Source organism: Shimia sp. SK013 (assembly GCF_001292625.1).
Lineage (GTDB): Bacteria > Pseudomonadota > Alphaproteobacteria > Rhodobacterales > Rhodobacteraceae > Shimia.
The window spans coordinates 23,809-48,341 of the sequence record NZ_LAJH01000012.1 but is presented as its reverse complement, the minus strand read 5'-3'; the positions used below and the strand labels follow the sequence as shown (position 1 = coordinate 48,341).

General features: G+C 57.7%; 22 protein-coding genes and 1 pseudogene. 11 read left to right on the top strand and 12 right to left on the bottom strand.

The features are described from left to right. The first annotated feature begins 17 nt into the window (after window positions 1-17). The 6 genes from SHIM_RS09995 (at window position 18) to SHIM_RS09970 (ending at window position 6,600) form a co-directional block, all read left to right on the top strand. Window positions 18-1,571 carry a putative bifunctional diguanylate cyclase/phosphodiesterase gene (locus tag SHIM_RS09995; RefSeq protein WP_152926512.1) on the top strand — a complete coding sequence of 518 codons (1,554 nt, stop codon included), beginning with the start codon at window positions 18-20 and terminating at the stop codon, window positions 1,569-1,571. A gap of 116 nt (window positions 1,572-1,687) precedes the next feature. Continuing rightward, window positions 1,688-3,520: a membrane protein insertase YidC gene (yidC, locus tag SHIM_RS09990; protein WP_054002518.1), complete on the top strand. Its 1,833-nt coding sequence runs from the start codon at window positions 1,688-1,690 to the stop codon at window positions 3,518-3,520. Beyond that, complete coding sequence (locus SHIM_RS09985) at window positions 3,520-4,263, top strand: MOSC domain-containing protein (RefSeq protein WP_054002517.1); 744 nt, start codon at window positions 3,520-3,522, stop codon at window positions 4,261-4,263. Before yidC ends, SHIM_RS09985 begins: the two co-directional genes overlap by 1 nt. Continuing rightward, on the top strand, window positions 4,263-4,916 hold the full coding sequence (gene yihA, locus SHIM_RS09980) for a ribosome biogenesis GTP-binding protein YihA/YsxC (protein ID WP_054002516.1): 654 nt from the start codon (window positions 4,263-4,265) through the stop codon (window positions 4,914-4,916). Before SHIM_RS09985 ends, yihA begins: the two co-directional genes overlap by 1 nt. A 45-nt stretch (window positions 4,917-4,961) precedes the next feature. Continuing rightward, on the top strand, window positions 4,962-5,792 hold the full coding sequence (locus SHIM_RS09975) for an NAD(P)-dependent oxidoreductase (protein WP_054002515.1): 831 nt from the start codon (window positions 4,962-4,964) through the stop codon (window positions 5,790-5,792). A gap of 112 nt (window positions 5,793-5,904) precedes the next feature. Continuing rightward, window positions 5,905-6,600, top strand: a complete 696-nt coding sequence (locus SHIM_RS09970; protein WP_054002514.1) for a CDP-alcohol phosphatidyltransferase family protein — start codon at window positions 5,905-5,907, stop codon at window positions 6,598-6,600. Between the two features lie 4 nt (window positions 6,601-6,604). On the opposite strand, the gene SHIM_RS09965 is transcribed toward SHIM_RS09970, so the two are convergent. Both SHIM_RS09965 and ileS read right to left on the bottom strand, forming a co-directional pair. Next, window positions 6,605-7,057: a methylated-DNA--[protein]-cysteine S-methyltransferase gene (locus tag SHIM_RS09965; protein WP_054002513.1), complete on the bottom strand. Its 453-nt coding sequence runs from the start codon at window positions 7,055-7,057 to the stop codon at window positions 6,605-6,607. 120 nt (window positions 7,058-7,177) lie between these two features. Beyond that, entirely contained in the window at window positions 7,178-10,087 is a 2,910-nt protein-coding gene (ileS, locus tag SHIM_RS09960; protein WP_054002512.1) for an isoleucine--tRNA ligase, read from the bottom strand. Between the two features lie 215 nt (window positions 10,088-10,302). On the opposite strand from ileS, the gene SHIM_RS09955 reads away from it, so the two are divergent. Continuing rightward, window positions 10,303-10,734 carry a hypothetical protein gene (locus SHIM_RS09955; protein ID WP_054002511.1) on the top strand — a complete coding sequence of 144 codons (432 nt, stop codon included), beginning with the start codon at window positions 10,303-10,305 and terminating at the stop codon, window positions 10,732-10,734. A 60-nt stretch (window positions 10,735-10,794) separates the two neighbouring features. After that, window positions 10,795-11,202, top strand: a complete 408-nt coding sequence (locus SHIM_RS09950) for a group III truncated hemoglobin (protein WP_054002510.1) — start codon at window positions 10,795-10,797, stop codon at window positions 11,200-11,202. A gap of 20 nt (window positions 11,203-11,222) precedes the next feature. On the opposite strand, the gene SHIM_RS09945 is transcribed toward SHIM_RS09950, so the two are convergent. From SHIM_RS09945 to SHIM_RS09935, 3 genes are read right to left on the bottom strand one after another with little or no spacing between them, the layout of a single operon-like run. Next, window positions 11,223-11,936 (bottom strand): VIT1/CCC1 transporter family protein, encoded by a 714-nt coding sequence (locus tag SHIM_RS09945; protein WP_054002509.1) that lies wholly within the window; start codon window positions 11,934-11,936, stop codon window positions 11,223-11,225. A 12-nt stretch (window positions 11,937-11,948) separates the two neighbouring features. Continuing rightward, window positions 11,949-12,944: a YcjF family protein gene (locus SHIM_RS09940; RefSeq protein WP_054002508.1), complete on the bottom strand. Its 996-nt coding sequence runs from the start codon at window positions 12,942-12,944 to the stop codon at window positions 11,949-11,951. Continuing rightward, window positions 12,941-14,356 (bottom strand): YcjX family protein, encoded by a 1,416-nt coding sequence (locus tag SHIM_RS09935; protein ID WP_054002507.1) that lies wholly within the window; start codon window positions 14,354-14,356, stop codon window positions 12,941-12,943. The genes SHIM_RS09940 and SHIM_RS09935 overlap by 4 nt, the downstream gene beginning before the upstream one ends. 109 nt (window positions 14,357-14,465) lie before the next feature. Between SHIM_RS09935 and truA the strand changes: the two genes are divergently transcribed. Beyond that, window positions 14,466-15,251 (top strand): tRNA pseudouridine(38-40) synthase TruA, encoded by a 786-nt coding sequence (truA, locus tag SHIM_RS09930; protein ID WP_054002925.1) that lies wholly within the window; start codon window positions 14,466-14,468, stop codon window positions 15,249-15,251. A 359-nt stretch (window positions 15,252-15,610) separates the two neighbouring features. Here the strand turns inward: truA and SHIM_RS09925 are convergent, their stop codons facing one another. The 4 genes and pseudogenes from SHIM_RS09925 to SHIM_RS09900 all read right to left on the bottom strand — a co-directional run bounded on the left by SHIM_RS09925 (window position 15,611) and on the right by SHIM_RS09900 (window position 19,675). After that, complete coding sequence (locus SHIM_RS09925) at window positions 15,611-16,093, bottom strand: 2-oxoglutarate and iron-dependent oxygenase domain-containing protein (RefSeq protein WP_152926511.1); 483 nt, start codon at window positions 16,091-16,093, stop codon at window positions 15,611-15,613. Between the two features lie 107 nt (window positions 16,094-16,200). Next, window positions 16,201-16,371: pseudogene (locus SHIM_RS20175) on the bottom strand (TRAP transporter large permease subunit); the annotation flags it as partial. Window positions 16,372-16,998: 627 nt separating this feature from the next. Beyond that, window positions 16,999-18,240 carry an NAD(P)/FAD-dependent oxidoreductase gene (locus tag SHIM_RS09915; RefSeq protein WP_054002504.1) on the bottom strand — a complete coding sequence of 414 codons (1,242 nt, stop codon included), beginning with the start codon at window positions 18,238-18,240 and terminating at the stop codon, window positions 16,999-17,001. 751 nt (window positions 18,241-18,991) lie between these two features. Beyond that, on the bottom strand, window positions 18,992-19,675 hold the full coding sequence (locus SHIM_RS09900; RefSeq protein WP_054002501.1) for a TIGR04283 family arsenosugar biosynthesis glycosyltransferase: 684 nt from the start codon (window positions 19,673-19,675) through the stop codon (window positions 18,992-18,994). A gap of 84 nt (window positions 19,676-19,759) precedes the next feature. On the opposite strand from SHIM_RS09900, the gene ygfZ reads away from it, so the two are divergent. Further along, a complete protein-coding gene (ygfZ, locus tag SHIM_RS09895) occupies window positions 19,760-20,497 on the top strand; it encodes a CAF17-like 4Fe-4S cluster assembly/insertion protein YgfZ (protein ID WP_054002924.1) in 738 nt (245 codons plus the stop codon). Window positions 20,498-20,633: 136 nt separating this feature from the next. Here the strand turns inward: ygfZ and efp are convergent, their stop codons facing one another. Beyond that, complete coding sequence (gene efp, locus SHIM_RS09890) at window positions 20,634-21,197, bottom strand: elongation factor P (protein WP_054002500.1); 564 nt, start codon at window positions 21,195-21,197, stop codon at window positions 20,634-20,636. Window positions 21,198-21,414: 217 nt separating this feature from the next. On the opposite strand from efp, the gene SHIM_RS09885 reads away from it, so the two are divergent. After that, window positions 21,415-21,735 (top strand): DUF6280 family protein, encoded by a 321-nt coding sequence (locus SHIM_RS09885; RefSeq protein ID WP_054002499.1) that lies wholly within the window; start codon window positions 21,415-21,417, stop codon window positions 21,733-21,735. Window positions 21,736-21,806: 71 nt separating this feature from the next. On the opposite strand, the gene SHIM_RS09880 is transcribed toward SHIM_RS09885, so the two are convergent. Next, window positions 21,807-23,000, bottom strand: a complete 1,194-nt coding sequence (locus SHIM_RS09880) for a hypothetical protein (protein WP_152926510.1) — start codon at window positions 22,998-23,000, stop codon at window positions 21,807-21,809. 73 nt (window positions 23,001-23,073) lie between these two features. Beyond that, window positions 23,074-24,495, bottom strand: coding sequence for a TolC family outer membrane protein (locus SHIM_RS09875; protein ID WP_054002497.1), 1,422 nt, complete (start codon window positions 24,493-24,495; stop codon window positions 23,074-23,076). Window positions 24,496-24,533 lie beyond the last annotated feature (38 nt).

Sequence of the window (24,533 nt, the reverse complement as noted above, 5' to 3'; positions counted from 1 at the left end):
CCGATCAGGACGTGCCCATGCCTCTGCGCAGTGCAAAACTAATTCAGTCCCTAAAGTCCGCAGCGGCGCACGATTTCATGCGACGCCGTGCGTTTCCGGCCGCCATCCCGTTTTTGACACTGGCGGCTTGGGCAGCGCTGGGTGAGGTCGGGTTGATGTTGGCCGCGACGCTTTTACCGTTGCCGTTCCTTTTGTCTCCTTTGAAATCCAGAGACCGGGAAACTTCTGATGATGGTGACTTTGACGGCCTGACCGGCCTGCTGCTACAGGCCGCGCTAGAACGCCGGATGGAAGCACAGATGGCGAACTTGACCGACGCCGGCAACGCCACATGCTGTTTTTCGATAAAAGTCGACGGGTTCGCCCGTTTACGCGAGAACCACGGCGACCAAACCGCTGAAGAAGTGTTGCGCGTTTTGGCAAACCGCATCCGCAGCGCCTTGCGTGCCCGCGACATCGTCGCACGCTCAGGTGACAGTGCGTTCCTGGTGTCTCTCGATCCGGTGGCAAACCTTGATCTCGAAACCGCGATCCAGATGGCCAACCGTTTTCAAGCTTCGGTAGAAGAAACCATTCCCCTCCAGATGGCCTCGATTTATGTCACCTGCTCTATCGGGTTCTGTCTGTCATCACGTTTAAACCGACCCAGCGCCACGGCGATGATCCAGGGGGCCGAAATGGCCATGTCCGAGGCCCATCTGTCTGGCACGTCCAACATCCGCGCCTACACCGCCGATATGGGCCGCAAGGTGATCTCGCGTCGCAAAACTGAAAGCGAAGCTGCGCGCACCCTGCAAAAAGATCAAATAAAGGCATGGTTCCAACCGCAGATCTCCACAGATACTGGCGAAGTAACCGGCTTTGAGGTTCTGGCTCGGTGGGAACACCCCGAACGCGGCATCCTCGCCCCGGTGCAGTTTCTGGATGTGTTGAACCAAACCGGTCAGATGGGCGAGCTCGCGGATCTGATGACCCGTCAGGCTCTCAATGCCGTACGAGCATGGGACGATGCCGGCTTTTATGTGCCATGTGTTGGCGTCAATTTTGCCGGTGACGAATTGCGCAGCCCCACGCTCGTGGAACGCCTTCAGTGGGAACTTGACCGCAACGAACTCAATGCGAGCCGCCTTGGCATCGAAGTTCTGGAAAGCGTGATCGCCGGCACGCCGGACGATATGGTCGTGCGCAACGTTGAGGCCATTGCCAAAATGGGCTGCAACATTGATCTCGATGACTTCGGCACCGGCCACGCGTCGATTTCTTCGATTCGCCGCCTGCCCGTTAAGCGCATCAAGATTGACCGCTCATTTGTCACCAACGTCGACCGTGACACCGATCAGCAACGCATGATCGCCGCAATCGTCACGCTGGCTGAGCGGCTCGATCTCTCGACACTGGCGGAAGGTGTTGAAAACGCAGCGGAACACGCAATGCTGTCGCAACTGGGCTGCGCCCATGTGCAGGGCTTTGGCATCGCCCGACCCATGCCCTTTGAAGACACCATCCAATGGATGGAAGATCACAAAGCCAAGCTTGGCCCCGCGATCACCATCGGGCAAAAGTCCGGCTAAGCCGCTTTTCCCCAACAAACCCGCCGACAAGCAGGTGCCCAAGCGGAATCCGCTTGACCTTTGCCCCCCTTCTCTGTTGAACCTCCCCAACGTTTCAACGACAGATGGCAGTGGCTATGGACGATCAGAACAAGAACCTCATTCTCGCGACGGTGCTCAGCTTTGCCGTCATCCTGGTCTGGTTCCTCCTGTTCCCACCCCCAGAGGCCGTGGAAGATCCTAACGCGCCCGCCGTGGCCGAGGCCACTTTGGGCGACACCGCTGTGCCCGCGGCCACCGCCAATGCAGACGCGACAGCGGCAGCAGCCAACACCGGCACATCCGATGCGGCGGATACCGCGGTTGATGCGCCTCGCGTCGACATCACCACAGACCGTTTGTCCGGCTCGATCTCGCTCCAGGGCGGGCGCATCGATGATCTGAAACTCAACGACTATCGCGAAACACTGGACGATGATGCCGCCGTTGTTTCGCTTCTGTCGCCCACAGGTTCGGCCAACGCTTATTATGCGATCTACGGCTGGGCCCCCGGTGCGGGTCTGACGCTTGATCAAGTGCCCGGCGCAAATACAATTTGGTCGGTAAGTGGCAACGACACGCTGACCTCCACTTCGCCTGTGGTCCTGACATGGGACAACGGCGCGGGCCTGACGTTCGCACGCACCATTTCTGTCGACGAAGACTTTATGTTCTCGGTCGATCAGTCCGTACAAAACTCTGGTGCTGGCGTCGTATCATTGGCGCCGTACGCCATGTTGACCCGCCATGGCGAGCCCGAGGATCTCAAAAACTTCTTCATTCTGCACGAAGGCGCGCTGCGTCAAAACGATGAAGAGCGTGAATATCTCGATTACAAAAAACTGCGCGGCTTTGAGGGCCAGAACGCATGGGCCGGCGGCGCGGTTGTCGCCGACGTGGCTCGCGTCACCCAAGGCGGCTGGACCGGTTTCACCGACCACTACTGGATGACCACGCTGATCCCCGAAACCAGCGCCGGATTTGATTCCGTGCTCCAATATGACGCCTCCCGCGACGTCTATCGCTCGGTCGCCCGTCTGGACACAATCACGCTGGCTGACGGCGAAACCAAATCCGCCACCACTCGTTTGTTTGCTGGTGCCAAGGAATGGGAAACCATCCGCAACTACGAACGCGAAGGCGGCGTACGCAACTTCCTTGATACCATCGATTGGGGTTGGTTCTTCTTCCTGACCAAACCGATCTTTGCGCTGTTGCACTGGCTGAACTCGGTCATCGGCAACATGGGCTGGGCCGTTATCGGCCTGACTGTGATCCTGAAAATCATCGTCTTCCCGCTGGCTTATAAATCTTATGCCTCCATGGCCAAGATGAAAGAACTCCAGCCACAGATGGAAAAGCTGAAAGAAGACGCTGGCGACGACCGCCAGAAGATGCAGCAAGCTATGATGGAGCTCTACAAGAAGGAAAAGGTCAATCCGGCGGCGGGCTGTTTGCCCATCCTGATCCAGATCCCGATCTTCTTCTCGCTCTACAAAGTGATCTTCGTCACACTCGAACTGCGCCACGCGCCGTGGTTTGGCTGGATCACCGACCTGTCCGCACCGGATCCGAGTTCTATCTTCAACCTGTTTGGCATCCTTCCTTTTGCCATTCCGGAACTGGGCTTCCTCGAAATCTTCAGCCTCGGCATCCTGCCAATCCTGCTGGGTATCTCAATGTGGATGCAGCAGAAACTGAACCCGGCCCCCACCGATCCGACGCAACAGATGATCTTTGCGTGGATGCCATGGGTCTTCATGTTCATGCTCGGCAGTTTTGCCTCCGGTCTGGTCGTTTACTGGATCACCAACAACGTCATCACGTTCGTGCAGCAATACGCGATCATGCGACAGCACGGGTATAAGCCAGACGTCTTTGGCAACATCCGATCCAGCTTTAAGAAGAAGGCTAAGGAGGACGCCAAGTAATGGGCCTTGTAAAAGCTCTTTGGCGACACCCAATCAAGGCCCACGGACGAGAGTCCGTGGGTCATGTTTCTTTGGTGGAGGGCCAAACCTTCCCTTGGGACCGACGCTATGCCGTCGCCCACGAAGCAGCCAAGACATCGGGTGGCGAATGGGCCGCCTGCGCCAATTTCTCACGCGCCGCGAAAGCGCCCGCGCTGCAAGCGATCACTGCCAAAGTCGACGAGGCCGCAGGCAAAATCACCCTGCAGCACCCCGACTTGTGGGAACTGACATTTGATCCTGAAACCCAAGGTGACAAACTGATCCAATGGGTCCGTCCTTTGATGCCCGCCGATCGTGCCGCCAGCACAAAACTGGTGCCCGCTGGTGATGTGGGCATGACCGACAGCCCCTTCCCATCAATCGCGATCCACACCACGGCCAGCCACCGCGCCGTCGAAGGCCGCCTTGGCCGCCGGCTCTCGACCGAACGCTGGCGCGGCAACATTTGGCTGGATGGCTACGCCCCATGGGAAGAGTTCGACTGGATCGGAAAAACGCTTTGCATCGGTGCTGCAGAAATCGAAGTCCGCGAGCGCATCACGCGCTGCTTGGCGACCACCGCCAACCCTGATACCGGCCACCGCGACACCGATACGCTAGGCGTTTTGAACGACTCCTTTGGCCATCAGGATTTTGGCGTTTATGGCGTCGTGACCAAATCCGGCGACATCTCCGTCGGCGACATTGCAGAGGTACTCTGATGCAACTTCCCTTCCCGCTGGTCGAAGACCCCGATCCCATCGCGTCTGAACGTGGCCGCAAATTGTTTGACGGGTCTAACTCCGACTTCCTCAAAGGCGTCGTTGCCATGGACGGTCTGCCCGAAGGCGACCGGCTTGAGGTCTGCTTTGCCGGGCGCTCCAACGTAGGCAAATCATCCTTGATCAACGCGCTCACGAATCGCAAAGGTCTTGCGCGCGCTTCAAACACGCCGGGCCGCACGCAGGAAGTCAACTTCTTCACACTGACCGACAGCCACTACCTCGTAGACCTTCCAGGGTATGGCTACGCCAACGCACCCATTCCGGTTGTCGAAAAATGGCAACGCCTGTTGAAACGCTACCTTTCCGGCCGCGTTAATCTGCGCCGTGCTTTTGTGCTGATCGACACACGCCATGGCGTCAAAGCAGTGGACGAAGAAATCATGAGCCTGCTCGACAGCTCCGCCGTGACGTTTCAGGTCGTTATGACCAAGGCGGACAAGGTCAAGGACCACGACCGTGAAAAGATCCTCAACCAAGTGCGCGAAAAGCTCTCCAAGCACCCCGCAGCCTACCCCGAAATGGTTCTGACCAGCTCGGAAAAAGGCGACGGCATCGCCACATTGCGCGCCATCATCGCAGGGCTGGACTAAGCCATCACCACACCGCTACCCTCCCCCAAAACAGGGGGAGACAGCATGACACTCACAGGCATTGGCATTGCGGGCTGTGGACGTATGGGCGCGCCCATGCTTGCTGCTCTGCGCGCGGCGGGTTTTGACGCCAAAGGCTTTGACGTTCGCCCCGTCACCGATTTCGGCACGCTCGCGCCCCACATGCTGCCCCTGCCCGCTTTTAGGGATCACACCGAAACCCTCATCACCGTGGTGCGCGACATCGCGCAAACCGACGACGTGCTCTTTGGCGCGCAAAACCTCGTTGGCGCCTCCCCAAACCTGCGCAGCGTCCTCATCTCTTCCACTCTATCGCCACGCTACGTAACCGACTTGCGCGCCCGCATACCGGATCACATCGCCTTGATCGACGCACCGATGTCCGGCGCTGCCGTCGCCGCAAGCGAGGCACGCCTGTCGTTCATGCTGGGCGGCGAAATACGTGACTTGGATGTGCACCAACCGCTGTTTGACGCCATGGGCGCGCACTTCCACAGAATGGGGCACTTCGGCGCTGGTATGCAGGCCAAGGTGCTCAACAATCTTCTGGCCGCCTCTAACACAGCCATGACCCGCCTTGTGCTGGATTGGGCCGATGCCGCCGGCATAGACGAAACCAGGCTTCTCGATCTGATCCACACCAGTTCCGGTCAAAACTGGTTTGCCTCCGGATTTGAGGATATCGAATTCACCCGCGACGGTTGGCAGCCTGACAACACCATTGGCATCCTCACCAAAGACGTTGCTTCCGCGTTGGACGCCGCGCCGGATCAGGCTGACACCACCCTTCCGGAAACCGTCCAGGCGGCGATCCGTGCCCTCGGCCCGCGAAACCAACACACCAAATCTTCCTAGAAAACGTTGCTGAGCCGCTGGTTTTCCTCAAAAATCCTGCGCGTTTCCTGCACCTACGCAATACCGACGCGTTACCGTTGCCAAACCGATCGGTTTCCGGCATGACGGTCGGATGACACTTCGTAGCCGCGCCCTCGCCGTTCACCTCTTCACTGCAACCGGTGCGGTTTTTGCCATGCTTGCCATGCTCGCCGCAGTAGAAGGCGACTGGAGCCTCATGTTCCTGTGGCTGGTGGTGGCCTTTGTCGTGGACGGCATCGATGGCCCTTTGGCGCGTCACTATCACGTTAAAAAGAACGCGCCCGAGTTTGACGGCGTCTTGCTTGATCTGATCATCGACTATCTGACTTATGTGTTCATCCCGGCCTTTGCCTTGTTCAAATCCGGGTTGATGGATGGCTGGACAGGCTGGTTCGCGATCATCGTAATCACCTTTGCTTCGGCGCTCTACTTTGCCGACACGCGCATGAAAACAAAGGATAATTCCTTTTCCGGCTTCCCTGGATGCTGGAACATGCTGGTGATCGTGATCTTTGCGGTACAGCCGAATTTCTGGGTCAGCTTTGCATTGGTTTCCGCTCTCGCTGTGGCCATGTTCCTCCCCATCAAATTTGTGCATCCCGTACGCACCGAACGCTGGCGTTGGCTGACACTGCCAATGGCTTTGGGCTGGACCTTCTTCGCTGGCTGGGCCGCGTGGGTAAATTTCGACCCCCAAAGCTGGGCGCATTGGGGCCTCGTGGCAACCTCGGTTTACTTGACCCTCGCGGGCGCTGCGCAGCAACTGATCTATCGCGAAAAGCTCTGATATTTCAGATCAATAGCCCACCAGCGCGCTCGTGTTTGAGCAGCCAAACTTTCGTTTCCACACCGCCAAGACCAGAAAACCCGCCCAGCCCGTTTGCCCCGAGCACACGATGGCAAGGAATAATCACCGGGATTGGATTGCCGCCACAGCCCTGCCCAATTGCCTGCGCAGGGACGCCAAGCTCTTTGGACAATTCGCCATAAGTCTTTGTTTCACCGAGCGGAATCGCAACCATCGCATCGCACACTGCCTGTTGGAACTCTGATGCCTCTACCCGTAACGGCAGGTCAAACCCATTACTGGCGTCCTCAAAATACGCCGTCAGCTGCGCGGCCGCTTGCCGCAAAAGCGGCGTGTCATCTGACCCACCGCTCTCCCATTCCGCCCGCACAATCGCGCCGTCACGCTCGCTCAGCGTCATTGGTCCGGTCGGGGTATCTACAGTGATCTGCAACATGCCCCCACCCTGCCCAACGAAAAGGCGCCCCGCAAGCGGGACGCCTCAAATTGCGCAACATTCGGAGCGGGGCCGGTTTTCCGGGCTCCCCTGCGGGGACCGTAGAACCGCGCGTGATGCCTACTCCAATGCCTCATCACAACGACCGCATACGGCTTGATGGCTATGATTTCCAACATCCGGAAGGATCTTCCAGCAGCGTTGGCACTTCTCACCGTCCGCGCGTTCAAACACCACGCCCACACCTTCCGCCTCCGGCAAGCGGAATGCTTCGGCGGGCATAGGATCATTGGTCACATCAATGGCAGATGTGATGCAGACGTCCGCAAAGTTTACCGATTTCAGCGCCTCGACCACGTCAGCGTCACGCACATGCACGACCGGCGCAGCTTCCAGCGACGCACCGATCACTTTGTCCGTCCGCTGCACTTCCAGCGCGGCGGTCACCACACGGCGCACGTCGCGCACTTCGGCCCATTTCGCGGCCAAAGGCTCGTTCAGCCAATCCGCAGGCGTGTCAGGGAAATCCACCAGATGCACCGAGTTTTCTTCACCTGGGAACCGCTCCAGCCATACTTCTTCCATGGTAAACACCAGAACCGGCGCCAACCATGTGGTCAGACGGAGGTACAAAATGTCCAACACGGTGCGCGCCGCGCGGCGGTTCACTGTGTCGCCGTCGCAATACAGAGCGTCTTTGCGGATGTCGAAGTAGAACGCCGACAACTCAACGGTGGCGAAATTAAACACCGCCGATACCACACCCTGAAAGTTGAACTCCGCATAGCCTTTGCGCACCTGATGATCGAGTTCCGCCAAACGGTGCAGAACCCAACGCTCAAGCTCGGGCATGTCGGCGACGTCCATGCGATCCGCTTCGGTGAACTCGCTTAGCGAACCCAGCATGAACCGCATTGTGTTACGCAACCTGCGATAGCTGTCCGCCACACCTTTGAGGATCTCAGGCCCGATCCGCTGATCGGCGGTATAATCGGTCTGGGCAACCCAAAGACGCAGGATATCCGCGCCGTATTGCTGCACAACTTTCTCAGGAACGATGGTGTTACCGAGCGATTTGGACATCTTGCTGCCCTTCTCGTCCAGCGTGAAACCATGTGTCACGACATTGCGATAGGGCGCGCGCCCGTTCGTGCCACAAGATTGCAACAGCGAGCTGTGGAACCATCCACGGTGCTGGTCCGTGCCTTCCATATACACGTCGGCGATGCCGTCGGCCGTACCGTCTTCACGATCCCGCAGGACAAATGCATGTGTGGACCCGCTGTCAAACCACACGTCGAGCACGTCAAAGACCTGCTCCCATTCATCAGCATTATAGCCGTCACCAAGGAAGCGCTCCTTGGCACCATCCATATACCAGCAATCCGCGCCTTCGGTTTCAAAGGCCGCCGACACCCGTGCGTTGACCTCAGGGTCACGTAGCAAGAAATCCGGATCAGTCGGCAGTTTGCCCTTGCGCACAAAACACGTGAGCGGAACGCCCCACGCACGTTGGCGCGACAGAACCCAGTCGGGCCGCGCTTCGATCATGGAATACAAACGGTTGCGGCCGGTCTGCGGCCACCATTTCACCTCTTGGTCGATGGCATTGAGCGCCCGTTCACGGATCGACGTGCCAAGCTTGTCCTGACCATCGCCCACAGCGCGGTCCACGCTCGCAAACCACTGCGGGGTGTTGCGATAGATGATCGGCGCCTTGGACCGCCAACTGTGCGGATAGCTGTGCTTGATCTTGCCACGTGCCAACAGACCGCCAACTTCGACCAGCTTGTCGATGATGGTTTTGTTGGCATCCCCTTCACCACCTTTGCGGTTCAGGATGTATTTGCCACCAAAGAATGGCAGGTCTTTGCGGAAGCCACCGTCGTCCATGACGTTATAGGTCAGGACCTGCTCCAGCATGCCCAGATCACGGTAGAGCTCAAATTCCTCCATCCCGTGGGACGGCGCGCAATGCACAAAACCTGTGCCTTCTGTGTCGGTCACGAACTCGGCAGCACGGAAATCACGCAGATCATCCCATTCGCCTTTACCGCCTTCGGCGCCATGCAAGGGGTGCGCAAGACCTACACCTTCCAGATCGCTTGCCGAAACGTCACCAACGCGTTTCCACATGGTCTCGTCCAGTCGCGCGCGTGCCATCACGTCGCCTGCCAGATTGTCTGCCAATACAAAGCGATCACCAACACTTGCCCAGCTTTCGTCCGGCGTGGATGTGACCTCATATAGACCGTATGCAATGTCCTTGCCGTAAACGACTGCTTTGTTGGACGGGATCGTCCAAGGCGTCGTCGTCCAGATCACCACGTAAGCACCCGCAAGCGCGCTATCGGTTGGCTCGGCAACACGGAACTTCACCCAGATCGTGAAGCTCTCTTTATCGTGGTATTCCACCTCAGCCTCGGCCAGCGCGGTTTTCTCCACGGGCGACCACATCACGGGTTTGGACCCCTGATAGAGCGTACCGTTCATCAGGAACTTCATGAACTCTTCGGCGATCACCGCCTCGGCGTGGTAGTCCATCGTGATATAAGGATCAGGCCAGTTGCCGGTGATGCCAAGACGTTTGAATTCCTCGCGCTGGATATCGATCCAACCTTCGGCAAACTTGCGGCATTCCTGACGGAACTCGACAATATCAACCGCGTCTTTGTCTTTACCCTTCTTGCGATACTGCTCCTCGATCTTCCACTCGATCGGCAGACCGTGACAATCCCAACCCGGAATATAGCGCGCATCATGGCCCATCATCTGATGGGAGCGGACAATCATGTCCTTGATGGTCTTGTTCAGCGCGTGACCGATGTGCAGATGCCCGTTGGCATAGGGCGGTCCGTCGTGAAGCGTAAATGGCGTGCGGCCTTCTTTTTCACGCAGACGGTCATAGACCCCAATCTTCTCCCAGCGCTCCAGCCACGCGGGCTCGCGTTTGGGCAATCCCGCGCGCATAGGAAAATCGGTCTTCGGCAGGTTCAGCGTTTCTTTGTATTCAGGTGTATCGGCACACATGTGTCCGGTCCTTTTCAGGCGGTCTATTCAGGAATGGTTCAGGGGCGGCGCGGTGTTCCATACGCCTTGTCCCGGCGGCTCGATGGATCAGAGCGCCGGGCTAATAATTCGAATAATGATGGCATGTATCTTCATCATGGCCGCGTTATAGGCCGCTCTTGTCATGTGGTAAAGCTGCGATAGGATACCCGTGAGGCATTGCAGGCAGAACTTTGATGAATAAGGGTACGATTGTGGCAATTTGTGTGGCATTTGCCGCCGGACTTTTACTGCGAGACTATCTGACACCCTGGCAACACAAAGCGACGGTTCGCACGTTGGACTGGGGGAGTGCCGTCCTTGCGCAAGATAGGCTTGGCGAGCGCAGCATGTTTTACGGTGATCGCTCGCTTTATGATGCCCGCGGCTCCTGCTTTCAGAATGCCAGATTGGTGTCGGTAAACTCCGATCTGGATCAACAAGTCGTTTTTGCCACTTGGCGCTGCGAAGCGGTCACTGTCGACGGAAACGAGATTGTCGGGCAACTGATCACGGAAGCCTTCGGGCGCAACAACTCCTGCCACCAAAAAGCATCTTACTGGTACGTGGTGACCCGAAAATCAGAGCCGTTGCCACGCTACGGGGTAGACTTTGCTCGCAACTGCTGAAGGATTGAACCCGTCAGCCGAAGTTGGTATCGCTGAGCAGCGCAAATTCGAGGTCCGACCATGGCCAGTATCCCCCCCAAATTCGACATCACCCGCCCCGAGATCGAGCGGGTCGTTGCCGCCTTCTATGCCCGCATTCGGGAACATCCTGGGCTCGGGCCGATCTTTGCGGCGCATATCTCGGATTGGGGGCCGCATGAGGCCAAAGTCGCCGATTTCTGGGCCAATGCGATCCTGTTTGAACGCTCTTATGACGGCAATCCGCTTTTGGTGCACAGAAATGCCGGCAATGTGCAGCCCGGCATGTTTGAAACGTGGCTCGCGCTCTTTGATCGCATCCTGACGCAAGAGCTGCGCGAGGATCAAGCCGCCGCCTGGTCCGCACTCGCCCACAATATCGGCCGCAGCCTGCGCGCTGGCGTGGTAGAAAAGGTCAAAAGTCCGGATGGTGTCCCGATACTCCGGTAACAGAGCGCCGACCTCGCCGATCAACCCACGTTGAACAAACTGCCAACGCCATAGGCTATCGCTGCCGCAACCCCGCCAATCGCCAGCGTCTCCAGTCCCGATTTCCACCATGGCTCTAGCGACCACTTCGCCTTCATTGTGCCAATCGCAAAAAACGTCACACAGGTCATCACCGCCGACCACCGAAAGGCATCCGGCACACCAAAAATGAACGGCAAAAGGGGCACCATCCCCGCCACAAGAAACGCCAGAAACGTTGCCATTGCGGCGCGTTGCGGACGTGGGTCCACACCGGCCAGACCGTATTCACCTTCAAGCATCAACTGAACTGCGGCCTCTTCGTTGGCTGCGATCGCATCCGTTGCTGCTTCAAGCACCTCACCTTCCAGACCTTTCAGCCGCAGTATCTCGCGGATTTCGCGACGCTCCCCTTCCGGCCATTCTTTCAGGTGACGTTTCTCCACCGACCGCAGGCGCTTCGCGTCATCAAGCTCCGCCTTTGTGCCAAGGAAATTTCCTGCGGCCATCGAAAACCCATCGGCCAGCACATTGGCAATGCCTAATGCCACGATGATAACCGGCGAAAGGCCAGCCCCCGCGACGCCAGCGACAATGGCAAAGGTCGTGACCGATCCATCAATGCCGCCATAGACTACATCGCGCAGCAATCCACGCCCCGGCGGATTGCCGATCCGAAGCTCCACTTCTTCCTGCGAATGCCCGTGCTGGGCCATACCCGTACTCTCCTAGCTTTCCTTGCTGAAAAGCCCTGCCAACGCCCGCTTGACCAAGCCTGTCACAGAGGGGCGACGCCCCTCGCCAAATGGCATTGGCCGACAGACTTCCATCGCCGCGACGCCAACCCGCGCCGTCAAAGCGCCGTTTACGATACCCTCACCAAAACGCCGGCTCAACTTTGCCAAAGCCCCGCCGCCAACCATTGTTCCGATGAGGTCGTCGCCAGCAGCGACCGCACCCGTGGCCACCAGATGCGTCATCACAGCTCGAAACAATCGCCAGTTACCTATGGCCCCTGTGCGCCCGCCGTAGATCTCGGCCACCCGACGGATCATCCGCAGGTTCGACGTCAATGCCGCAACAACATCGGCCAGTGCCAATGGCACCAGCGCCGTCACCGCTGCCACTTGCCGAGCCGCTGCCTCGATCTCCATTTGCGCGACCTTGTCCAACGGCGCCATCATCTCGGTCTCGAGCAAAACAATCAAAGCGTCGGCGTCCATCACTTCTGCGCGCCGCTTTTGCAAACTCTCGCGCCCCCATCTCAGGTCGTCTCGGTCGCGATAAAATCGCAAAATCTGATCCACCAGCTTCCGGGCTTCCCCGAGTTCTTTGGTCTCAACGGCTCGGGCGGCGGCACTCTTGATCCCGTCCACACGCCTCAGCCGCGCGAACCCGGCCAATTCACGTAGGATCATCAACAGAGCCACGACCAGCAAGCTTGCCCCCACGACGCTTACCGCCATACCCAATGTCGGCGATCGGGCTGCCAATCCAACAGCGAAATCCCACGCCGTCACCGACACCGCTGCGCCCACAAATGTCGCCAGCAAGCCCCAGAACAGGCTCGCAAGCCAACTGACCTTGCGTGCGCCCAACCGAGCCGCCACTTGCATTGCCTGCCCTTGCGCTGCACCCATGCCCAATTCCGGCACAGGGGCAGCTTCCGCCACGTCCGGCCTGACGGAATCGTCCAAATCGATCAACACCGGCCCTTTGCTCACAACAGGTCTCCAATCAAAAACTGCGCTGCCCGATCCAGCCGGATATGCGGCGGCCCTTCACTTGGGCGCAACGTCAAGGGCGCCGGGGCGAACTTCATCACCTGGTAATCCTGCCCAAGCCATCCCGTTGCCCCATCCCGGGCCGGAGCAAGCAAAACACCGGGATCTTCAGGCAAGGCGCCAGGGTAAAAAGCCGCCTGCTTGCCACTATCCAAAAGCCGCCCGCGCACGCAATCCAAGGGCTTGCCGTCGTGCATCACCGTCTCTTCCACTGTTGCACGTAGCGACGCCAAGGACACCGCCTGCGTCATTGCCCCCGCGAACTGCGCCCGATCCGCCGCGTCCCGTGTCAATGCCTGCATGATCGCCGTCAATTGTGGGTGTTGCGTGTGGTGCAAATGGTCAGCTTTGGTTGCCGCAAACAGCACTTTTTCCACCCGCTTACCGCGCATCAGGCGTGCCAAAAGCGAATTTCGTCCAGGCCGAAACGCCGCCAAAGTGTCGCGCAAGCCGCCGCGCAGATCTTCCACGGCCTGCGGTCCACAATGAATCGCGCCCAAGGCATCCACCAACACCACCTGTCGGTCCAACCGTGAAAAGTGATCCCGAAAGAACGGCGCTACAATCCGGGTCTTGTAGGCCTCAAATCGCCGTTCAAACGCTCGCCACAAGGACCGCCGCCCTGCCTTATTAACCTCTTCCAACGGCGCAAACGTCAACGCCGGCGATCCTTCAAGATCTCCGGGCAACAAAAAACGCCCCGGTGTACAATCGCTAAAACCGGCCGCGCGGGCCGTGTGCAGATAAGCCGTGAATGTCGCTGCCAACTTCTGCGCCCGCGGCTCGTCCAAGGCCGCCGCCCCGTCCACTTCTGCCAATGCCGCCAGATAGTCCTTCGCCGCCTCGCGCGCCTCAAGCGCCTTGAGTACTTCCGCGCTCCATTGCGCAAAACTCTTGTCCATCAAGGACAGATCCATCAGCCACTCACCGGGATAGTCGACAATATCGAGATGTACCGTCCGCGGTCTCTGAAGCCCTGCAAACATGCCAGACGGCTTTACTTTCATGGTAACGCGCAGTTCACTGATAGCCCGAGTGCTCTCAGGCCAGCGCGGCGCTTCGCCCGTCATCGCCGCCAAATGGGTCTCGTAATCAAATCGCGGCACCAGATCATCGGGTTGCGGCTGCAAAAAAGCCGCCACGATACGCCCTTCGGCGTGGGCCACCAATTGCGGCATCCGCCCACGATCAAGCAGGTTCGCCACGAGCGACGTAATAAACACTGTCTTGCCGGACCGCGCCATGCCGGTAACGCCGAGCCGGATCACAGGCTCAAAGAACGCCTCAGACACCCCGTCGCCCACGGCCTCAACGCGGCGGACAACTGCATCGGCTATGCTGGAAATGACCACACTCAGGGCCCCTTTTCCTGTTTCGCATCAAAACCTAAGCTCTGCCGCACGCCATTACCAGTGGTTCAAGAGCCTTCTATTTCCCCCCAAGGTGCGCTATTTGCGCGCCATGCCCAGATACGCCCTCAAAATTGAATACCACGGCAAGCCCTTTTCGGGTTGGCAACGTCAGGTCGATCATCCCTCTGTGCAGGGCGCAATCGAGGCCGCGCTGGCCAAATTGCAACCCGGGGCTCATACCATTGCGGCGGCGGGCCGAACCGACGCTGGCGTGCATGGCTTGGCGCAGGTTGCGCATTGCGATCTGGAAAAGACATGGGATCCGTTCCGCCTGTCCGAAGCGTTGAACTACCAACTCAAGCCCGCGCCGGTGGCAATCACGGCCTGCGCTCAGGTTGCCGACGATTGGCACGCACGCTTTTCGGCTCTGGAGCGTCAATACCTGTTCCGCATCCTGATGCGTCGCGCTCCCGCCACACATCAGGACGGCCTCGTCTGGCAGGTCAAGCAAGACCTCGATGAGGCCGCTATGCAAAACGCAGCCAACCGTCTGTTGGGCAACCACGATTTCACCACTTTCCGCAGCACAATTTGCCAAGCCGCCAGCCCTGTAAAAACGCTGGACGGCCTGAGCATTGAACGCGTCGAAACACTTGGCGGACCGGAAATCCATTTTCATGTCCGCGCGCGCTCATTCCTGCACAACCAAGTCCGCAGCTTTGTCGGCACACTTGAACGTGTTGGCGCTGGCTCTTGGTCACCCGATGACGTTACCGCCGCCTTGCAAGCACGCGATCGTGCCGCCTGTGGTCCGGTTTGTCCGCCACACGGCCTTTTCCTTGCAGGGATTACCTATCCGACAGACGTCTTCGCACCCTCACCAGACACACCCTAAACGCCGCCCACGCCAGCTTTTTGTTCCGTAAATACCTTGGGGGAGCCGCAGCTCGCTGCGGCGGGGGCAAAGCCCCTCGCCTGTTCCAGAATTGTACTTTTATGGAAAATTCGGAAGTGCCCCAGTGTTGGTGGCCGCACCGCGTGACTGGTTCGAAACCTACGCGCAAAAGATCTGTTCACGTCTTGTATTGCGAAAAACTCGTGGAGTTGCGGCTCGCGATGTGTTCGCCAGCCCGGACTGGCGGATACTTACTGTCGGCCGGTGACGCGCTCAAGTCGACTGGATCTACAATCGTGTTCGTATGAGGATCAAAGAAAACAGAAATGGAATACCGCGTACCTTTGCATCGGCGGCGCTTAGACCCAGCTACCGGGTTCTGAACGCATTTGAAGCCCTCCGCTGTTGTCTTGCAGCAAAACCGTGAGCACGCCAAAATCGGTTTGGGGCGCGACGCCAGAACGTCCCCCGGCTTCATCTTCTTTCGTAGACGCAGGATAAAAAACGAGCTGCCCCCTTGCGAGAGGTATGGCGTAAGCCGCATCAACAACAGGATCAATTCCGTGGTTTGAGATGTAAAAGAAACCGTGCTCGATCGCTGCTGTATGGATCGCATCCGCGACCCCTTGGATGTCACCCCCTGAAATGGCGCCAGAGATGTCGACGACGGGGATTGTTGCCGCGCTGGTCTGCATGGCATCCGCAAAGCCGGTCATCGGAAAAAATCTCCTTATGGGATGAGGTGGTTTGAATGGATCGGCGATCTCTCTGCTGGCACGTTCAACTTCCAAGGTGGTTTGGTTTCTTGAGATTACTAGGCGCAGGTGCACATCCTCCGGCAATCCCAGCAGGTCCTTTTGTGCCGTCCAAAGTGATTTTAGTTCAGGCTTCTAGCGTCAAATGTCACCGTGAGGATGTCTTCCACCGCATAGAGTTCGCAAAGATCATACAGCGCGATCAGAGCGGACGTGCGCGTTTCGCCCATAAGGCTTTCAAGAAACGTCCATAGTGTGAGTGACCGCTGAAATGCAGCCAGTATGAGGGCGCCCAGGACGCCCACAGCGGCGGCCTCAGTCGCCGTCGCCCAACCGAAATACATTGACCTAATGACAGCAAAGACATCAAGCCAGCGTTTCAAAAAATCAGTCGCGTTCAGAAAAATCGACACTCGGATATGCGCGCCGCGAGTCATCGCATAGCACAATGCAAAGAACGATGTCGCTGCACAGGATGCGGATGTTTCGTCTGCAGTTTTCTGAAGGCCCGCTTGAACTTCGGCGTCCAGACCATCCCATACTTGCGTGTTCACCATCACATAGCTGCGCGGCAACCAAGCGTTGACCTTGTAGTAGTGAGACAGATGCTCCCAAACCTGACGGTCATAGCTTGTTGCGATGAATGGCAGGTTGTCCCACCCCAAAAGTGGCGCTTCGTTGGCGTGCGCGGACGTGAAACGTCCGCCAATTGGAACCTGACCTGTCTGGATGGCGCGTATAATGTCACCGACGCCGAACAGGGAATCACCGGGGTGCACAGTGATGTCGATTGCGCTGTCTGTGTAATCCCGAACGAGATCAGCAAAGACTTCGCCATGCTAAGAGTGGAAACTGGTGGCCACATCGGCCATGGGCATGTCCCACGATTGGGCGTGGCCTATGCGATCGCGGATGTGGTCATCAATGCGCCGACTATGGCTAGGGTTGCGGATTTGATAAAAGCCATCAGAGTCCTCCCCCACATCGCCACGCTAGAGCGCGGTAAATTTCATCGGATCAAAGGCCCCCAAATCAATGTTTGGTTTCTTTCCGCTTATCAGATCCGCAATGATCCGACCCGTTTTTGGCCCACCTGTCAAACCAACGTGCTGATGTCCAAACGCGCTATAGCTTTTGCCTTGCGCGTCGTTTGCACCGATCAGAGGCAAACTATCGGCAGGCGCAGGGCGGTGCCCCATCCATTCAACGACACTGTCATAGGTCATGTCAGGCATTAGGGCGGCAACCTGCCGGTGCAGCATCTCAAAAGGTGCGCGGCTGGCCTCGAATTTCAACCCGCCAAATTCGACCACCCCAGCCGCGCGCAATCGCCCCTCCATCGGAGTCAGCACAAACTTGCCGCTCGCCACCATCATCGGTGCCGACGGCATGACGCTTGGGTTGATGAATTCCAAATGATAGCCCCGCTCGCTTTCTAACGGAACTCTCACACCCAGTTTATGCGCGATCTCTTTGGACCATGGACCCATAGCAAACACGATGTGATCCGCACTCATGGGGCCATCAGACGTTTGCAGACCGGTGATCACGCCACCGTCAACATCCACATCGGTCACCTGACTGATCTTTAGCGTGCCACCTTCGGCCACGAAATGGTCCGCCAATGCCTTGACGTAAGCCCCGGGATCGGAAACGCGCCCATGGTTTTTACAAGCGACGACAGTCTCAAAAGAGCGGCCAAACGAGCTGTCTCGCGCCGCGTAATCGGCGCCACTCATGACGTCATACTCGTACCCTGCCGCTTTGCGTTTGGCCCAGCCATAGGCATCAGCATCAAACGCGGCACGCGTTTCGTAACCGAAACAGAAATCATCAGAATGAACGAACCCTGCGGCCGGTGTTCCGTCTGCCAACTGTCGGTGCTGGTCGAGCGTGTCATGCATCAACGACGTCATCGCTTTCCCGTAGGCATCCACATGCGCATCCGTAGCGAACGACAGATACTTCACAAGAAACGGCAGTAGCTTGGGCAGATAGCCCCACCGCAAAAACAAAGGGGCATCGCGGTCTAGCAACATCTTCGGTACGCGACGCAACAACCCTGGAACCGGCACGGGAACAATTGCCCCTGCAGCCAGAACGCCCGCGTTTCCGTGGCTCGTGCCAGACGCCGGACCTGTCCTGTCCACGATTGTGACGGTGTGCCCGCTTCTTTGGAGCCAAATTGCACAAGACACCCCGACGATCCCCGCGCCCACCACGATGACGTTCATGCTCAACTCCCTTGCTCGCAAAAAACTGTCACACAGCTCAACCGCAAAGGAAAGCCTGACCAAGCCCGTCAGTTGATAGGCCCAGCGCGTGCATGTGTCTTTGGGGCTAAAACAACGTAGGCAACCCGCCATGAAAGACTGCTGATCTCGGTGCTCACCACCGTTTCGCGCCACGCGCGTGGACGATTAGTTGTGAGGTTGGGGTTTTTAAAGCGCGCAGTGCTGCTGCCCACACCAACCGTTGAAAATATACAGGCGATGGATGGCGCTATGACGATCGCTCTAGCCGTTATCGTGATCGGCCTGATGGCGGCCCTACGACCAGGGATGACGCAATCCATCAGCACAGTCGCCAGCTGGTTGGCCGCGCCTTTGTCGTGACCACAGGCATGCAAGTCCTGAGTTTCGTCATCCTTCGACGCGATCAGCCACGCGATGAGCCATGCGATGAGCCATGCGATGAGCCATGCGATGATCGCGTATCTGTGGCCAGCGTTGCAGGCAATCGCAACATCGCCATATTTCTCGTCGCCCTCCCGCCCGCGACAGCCGAGCCTTTGTTGGTGTTCTTAGGATACTACCAAGTGCACAAGTAACTCACACCGCTTCCTCTGGACCGACTTTACCGGTTTGCGTGACCTTCCGTGAAACGATAGCGCCAAGTTTGTTTTGGAGCTATGAGCCGACGTTAGACACCAAAGGCGCCAAGGTTCAAAAAAGGCCACAGAAACGCCATTGGGGTGGCACGCATTTACTTTCGATAGGATTGCGCCAGCCGTTCGGGCGACACACCCGCAAAATACCGGATCAAAGTCCACAGATTGCGTGCCCCGCGTCGGGCCCAACCTTGTGCCTGATACTTTGCAGCGCTGGTGACCGCCAAATGCTCCAACGACCGAAGCCGCCGCTTCAATGCCCGCGCCATCGCGACATCTTCCATCAATGGTATCTCGGAATAGCCGCCAACTTCTCGATACAATTTCCGTGACATCAACAAACCCTGATCGCCGTATGGCAATCCTAACACCTGTGACCTGACGTTTGCCCAGCGCGCCACGGCCCGCGCGGATGCACCGCCGGAATCAAACCCAAGCCTGAAATAGCCGGCCACATCGGGCCCTCGCGCCATGTGGGCTCCAACTGCGTCCGTCCAACCCGGCGCCAGTTCGGTGTCTGCGTGCAGGCACAAAACCCAGTCTCCGCGCGCCGCCTCCACGCCTGCCCCCAATTGCCCACCCCGCGACGGAAGTGCCGTCAGGATCATTGCCCCGGCCTCGTCTGCAATCGCGCGCGTGGCATCGTTTGAACCACCGTCGACCACGATCAACTCCCGGATCACACCCACTTCCACACCTTCATAAAGCGCAGCCAAACAGCTCGGCAACGGGACTTCCGCATTCAAAGTGGGGATCACGACTGACAGTGGTGCTCGCATTTTGTTGTTTCCTGCCCTGTTGCATGGCCCATTGGTGTCTATATGAACGAAGACGCACAAAAACAGAACAGGCTCCGAACACTCATGGATCGGCCCAGAAAAATCCTCCGCCTCACCGGAGCTGACACCAACAGCTTCTTGCAAGGTCTCATCACCAACGATCTCGATGCCATGGGCGACGGATTGCTCTATGCGGCCCTTTTGACACCCCAAGGCAAATACATCGCCGATTTCTTCCTGTGTCGTGACAGGGACAGCATTCTGCTGGACGCCGATGCGGAACAGGCTCCGGCGCTTGTCACCCGCCTTGGCATGTACAAATTGCGCGCTGATGTCACAATCGAGATGACAGACCTGCACCTGCACCGAGGCATGGACGCGGTGCCCGCCGACGGATTGAAAGACCCGCGCGCAAAGGGTCTTGGATGGCGGGCCTACCGTGAAACAGAAGCAGCCCTTAATACCGCCAACTGGACAGCGGTTTATGTGGACCATGGCGTGCCATCGTCCGGCATCGAGCTGACTGGCGACAGCTACATTCTGGAAAATGGGTTCGAACGTCTGAACGGCGTCGACTTCCGCAAAGGCTGTTATGTCGGGCAAGAAGTCACCGCGCGCATGAAACACAAAACTGAACTGCGCAAAGGGCTGGCAATTGTTTCCATCGATGGCGCCGCGCCGCTAGGCACCCCGATCACACGAGACGGGCGCAGCGTTGGCGTCCTTTTTTCGCAGGCAGATGGCAAGGCGCTCGCCTATCTGCGCTTCGACCGAGCAGGCGAGGACATGCAGGCCGGAGATGCGTCCGTCAAACTGATGTGAATTTCACTCTTTTTAAACACGAGTTAACCGGCGTACGTGGGACCCCAGCCATGCGACCGACGCGATACAGGTGCAATGCAGACAAAAAAAGCCGCCCTAAATAGGCGGCTTTTCGCTTGCTAATGGGTCACGAATTTCAGGCGCGCTCGGAATATTCCATGGTGTCAGTGTTGATCACGATGCTCTCATCCTGCCCCACAAAAGGCGGCACCATAACCTTCACACCGTTGTCCAAAATGGCCGGTTTGAACGAATTTGCCGCGGTCTGACCTTTGACCACAGGCTCCGTTTCTACGATTTTGCAGATCACTTTTTGCGGCACTGTGGCGTTCAAAGCTTCCTCGTCATGGAACTCGACAACGATGGTCATGCCGTCCTGCAAGAAGGGGCGACGATCGCCCAAGATTTCTGCAGGCAATTGAATTTGCTCATAAGTTTCAGTGTCCATGAACATCAGCATTCCATCGTCCTCGTATAGGAACTGCTGGTCTTTCTGCTCAAGGCGCACGCGCTCGACTTTGTCGGCACTGCGGAAGCGTTCGTTCAGTTTCGACCCGTTGCGCAGGTTGCGCAGCTCGACCTGTGCAAACGCCCCGCCTTTGCCGGGTTTCACGTGATCCACTTTCACCGCCGCCCACAAACCATCGTTGTGTTCCAGCACATTGCCAGGGCGAATTTCGTTACCGTTAATTTTTGGCATTGTCGTAAAACCTGTGCACAAAGGTTGATTGAAGGGTTCGAAGTCCTATATCTGGCCAGTCCCCTTGTGGCAAGGCAACCTGGGGACCAACGTTAATACTTTGGTCATGCGCTTGCAGCATAAGAGCTATGCAAATTCAGGCTACCCGAATCACGCAGATTGCTCCATAAGGGGCGTCACGCCGAAAACACAAGAGCAATAATATAAGGACGACGAGATGAGAGATTTCGTTGACGGAGCGGCTTTCAATAACGAACAAGGTAACCGTGCCCGCAAACTTTTTGCAGCCGTTGTGTTGGCTGCGCTGGATGATGCCATTGCCGACGACAAAAAGTATGGCAATGGTCCTGAGCAAATCGCTCGCTGGGCACGCTCCCGCGACGGTCGTGAGGTGCTGTCTTGCGCCGGCATCGACCCGAACGAACGCGTTGTTTCCGGACTGATGGATTTCGTCGCCAAAGGTGTACGAACTTCCGTGGCGCTGTCGCGCGAAGAAAGCGAGCGTCGCAACGCTGCTGCACAGGCCGAAGCTGCCTGATCAATTTCAAAGCTGCCAAAAAAAACGCGCCCTAAAAGGGCGCGTTTTTTTATGCCCGCAATGTAAAGCGGTCAGTCAAGTTCATGAGCCGCCAAGGCCCGGTGGATTTCGCGACGCACCAGCTTGCGCACGTTGCGGGTAATCCGCTCGCCCAAGGCGCCCTGCAATTCTTGGCGTACAATGTCTGCAACCATCTCCCGAAGGGCCTCTTCGTCGATCACCGCAGGCTCGTCCAAGGCTTCACTCAGACCCACGTCAACCGCGTCGGCAACGTCTTCCGCCGCCTGCTCTATCGCCACGGCTTCGATTACTTCTGCCGCACTTGGGGCATCCAATGTTTCGATTGGGTCTTCGTCCGTACCCCAAGCAGGCGTCGATGCCTCAGCGTCCGTGTAGTCACTATCGACAGGCTCTGCCGGGTCCGCCTCGACCTCACTGCCGTCTCCATCACGCCAATGCACCAGACGCGCCTCCAGCACCTTTTTGAAATCAAACGGTTCGTCACGCACGTCGTCCTGCGGCTCATCGACGTCATCCAACCCGGCCTCTTCATCCACGGACTCTAGACGACTGTCCATTACCTCGTCCGCGCCGCCCTCAAGCGTGAGAGACACCTCAGAGACGTCCGAGGTTTCTTCAACTGCGGCAGTTTCTTCGAGGTACGAGGGTTCATCAAAATCAGCGGAATCCATTGCCTCAGATACGGCTTCTGGCGTAATGGTGCCGGACGCTGAAAACTCTCCGTCAACGTCCTCTGTTATTTCGGCCGCTTCCAACGCGTCCTCGGAAAATTCAACATCCCACGCCTGCTCGGCGGGATCTTCCGACTCGTCAGCCAGTTCCGACGCATTCTCTATCTGCAATTCTTCTGCATCAGCAACCACGTCGTCAGGGCGGTTTTCCAGCTCATCGCCTTCCGAAAACAGCTCATCCTCGGGGATCTCAACAGCGTGGCCCGCCAAATCCAGGGCTTCTATGTCACTATCGCCGATGTCCGAAACAAAAAGCTCAGCGGCACCGTCGCTACTGTCCTCGACAAACACGTCTTCGTCTTCATCTGCGACAGCATCTGACACGCGCAACGCAGGGGTCAAAACCAGCGCCATAGGTGCATTCTTCACAGGTTCATCGCTGTTTGGTGCCGAATTCTCAGGATGCTCACCCTCAGATACGGACTCCGTTGGCACCTGCCGATTCTCTGACACGAGCCGTCGAATAGACGTCAAAACATCTTCTATTTCAGCGTTGCTGACTGGGTCTGGCATCTTTTTTCACCACTCTTACCTTGGCAAGAGTGTAACGATTGGGGTGCATGCGCACAACAGATAGGAAGAATTGTTATTCTTTTCCAATAGCTTTGAGAAGCTTATCCAACTGCGCGCCTTGTTTGGACTTCAGTACAGGCGCGTCTTTCACCAAATTATAGTACGCCTCAGGGTCGTAGCGCGTCACTTTCAGGTTCAGTTGATCCACCGTTAGCTGCCCCATCGACGACAAAAGCGCATAGGCAGCGATAATCTGCGTGGCCTGCGCCGAGATCCTGTCAGCTTCGGCATCCAACAAATCCTGTTCGGCGGTCAGCACGTCCAATGTGGTTCGTGCACCCAGCTTGGCTTCTTCGCGTACACCTTCAAATGCGATACGCGCGGCCTCAACTTGGCGGGCGCTGGCTTGTATCTGCGCACCGGCAGCCAACAGCCGAGACCAGCTGGTACCAGCCTGCTGACGGATACTGTGCCGGGTAATGTGCAGATTGGCGAGCTGCTGGTCGCGCTGTGCCATGGCTTTGCGTATCAAAGCAGAAAGGCGTCCGCCCTGATAAATTGGCGCGTTTACACTAACGCCCACGCTGGCACCTTCTTGGAAGGCGTTGGCCCCAAATTCATGCGTGACGGAGAGGCCGCCGTTAAGGCTAATTGACGGGTTCAAAGCCGCACGCGCACCATCGACATTCAACTCGGTCGCGGCGATAAAATGCTGGACCTGGATCATGTCAGGATGCGAACGAATGGCCACGGCCTTGGCATCTTCGATCGATTTTGCCGTGCGTGGCAACGAGCGTGGCGCAACGAGATTGCCGGGACGCGTCCCGACTGTCGCCGCATAAAATTCCTGACTTGCCGCAAAATCACCTTGTGCTGCAGCAAGTTGTGCGCGTGCGCCAGCAAGCCGGGCCTCGGCAAGGGAAACGTCGGTTCGGGTTACTTCGCCCACTTCAAACCTGTCCTGAGCCGCCTGCAGTTCCCGCTCCAGTAGGCGCAGGTTGTTTTGGCGCAACTCGACGATTTCGCGATTTGCCACAACTTCCATAAAGGATTGAACAGTGCTCAACAAAACAGTTTGCTCTACCGAAATCAGCCCTTGGCGCGTCGCCAGAACGGATTCTTTTGCAGCTTCGCCAGCCAAACGCGCAGCGCCGCCGTCAAACACAAGAAGGCTGGCGCTCAGGCCAATCTGCGCGTCCGGGGTCCGCGAGATGTTTGTCACTGGTCCAAGAAAACTAGGTGTCCGGACCCTACCATAGCTGTAATCCACACTTCCTGACCAGCTTATGATGGGTCGCAAAGCCGACAAGGCAATCGCTACATCTTCATCTGCCGCCCGCAGCAAAGCGCGGTTCTGATCCAACAGACCGTTGTGCTCGTATGCCATGGCCATTGCGTCGGCCAGGGTCTGCGACGCCGCCACCTGCACTGTCCCGAATGAAACCGAGAGCGCCAGTGCGCCGACATGAACCGCTTTCTGAAGCTTTTGCAGCATGGTAATCCTTGTTGCTCCGCATTTTACGCGTGGGGCGC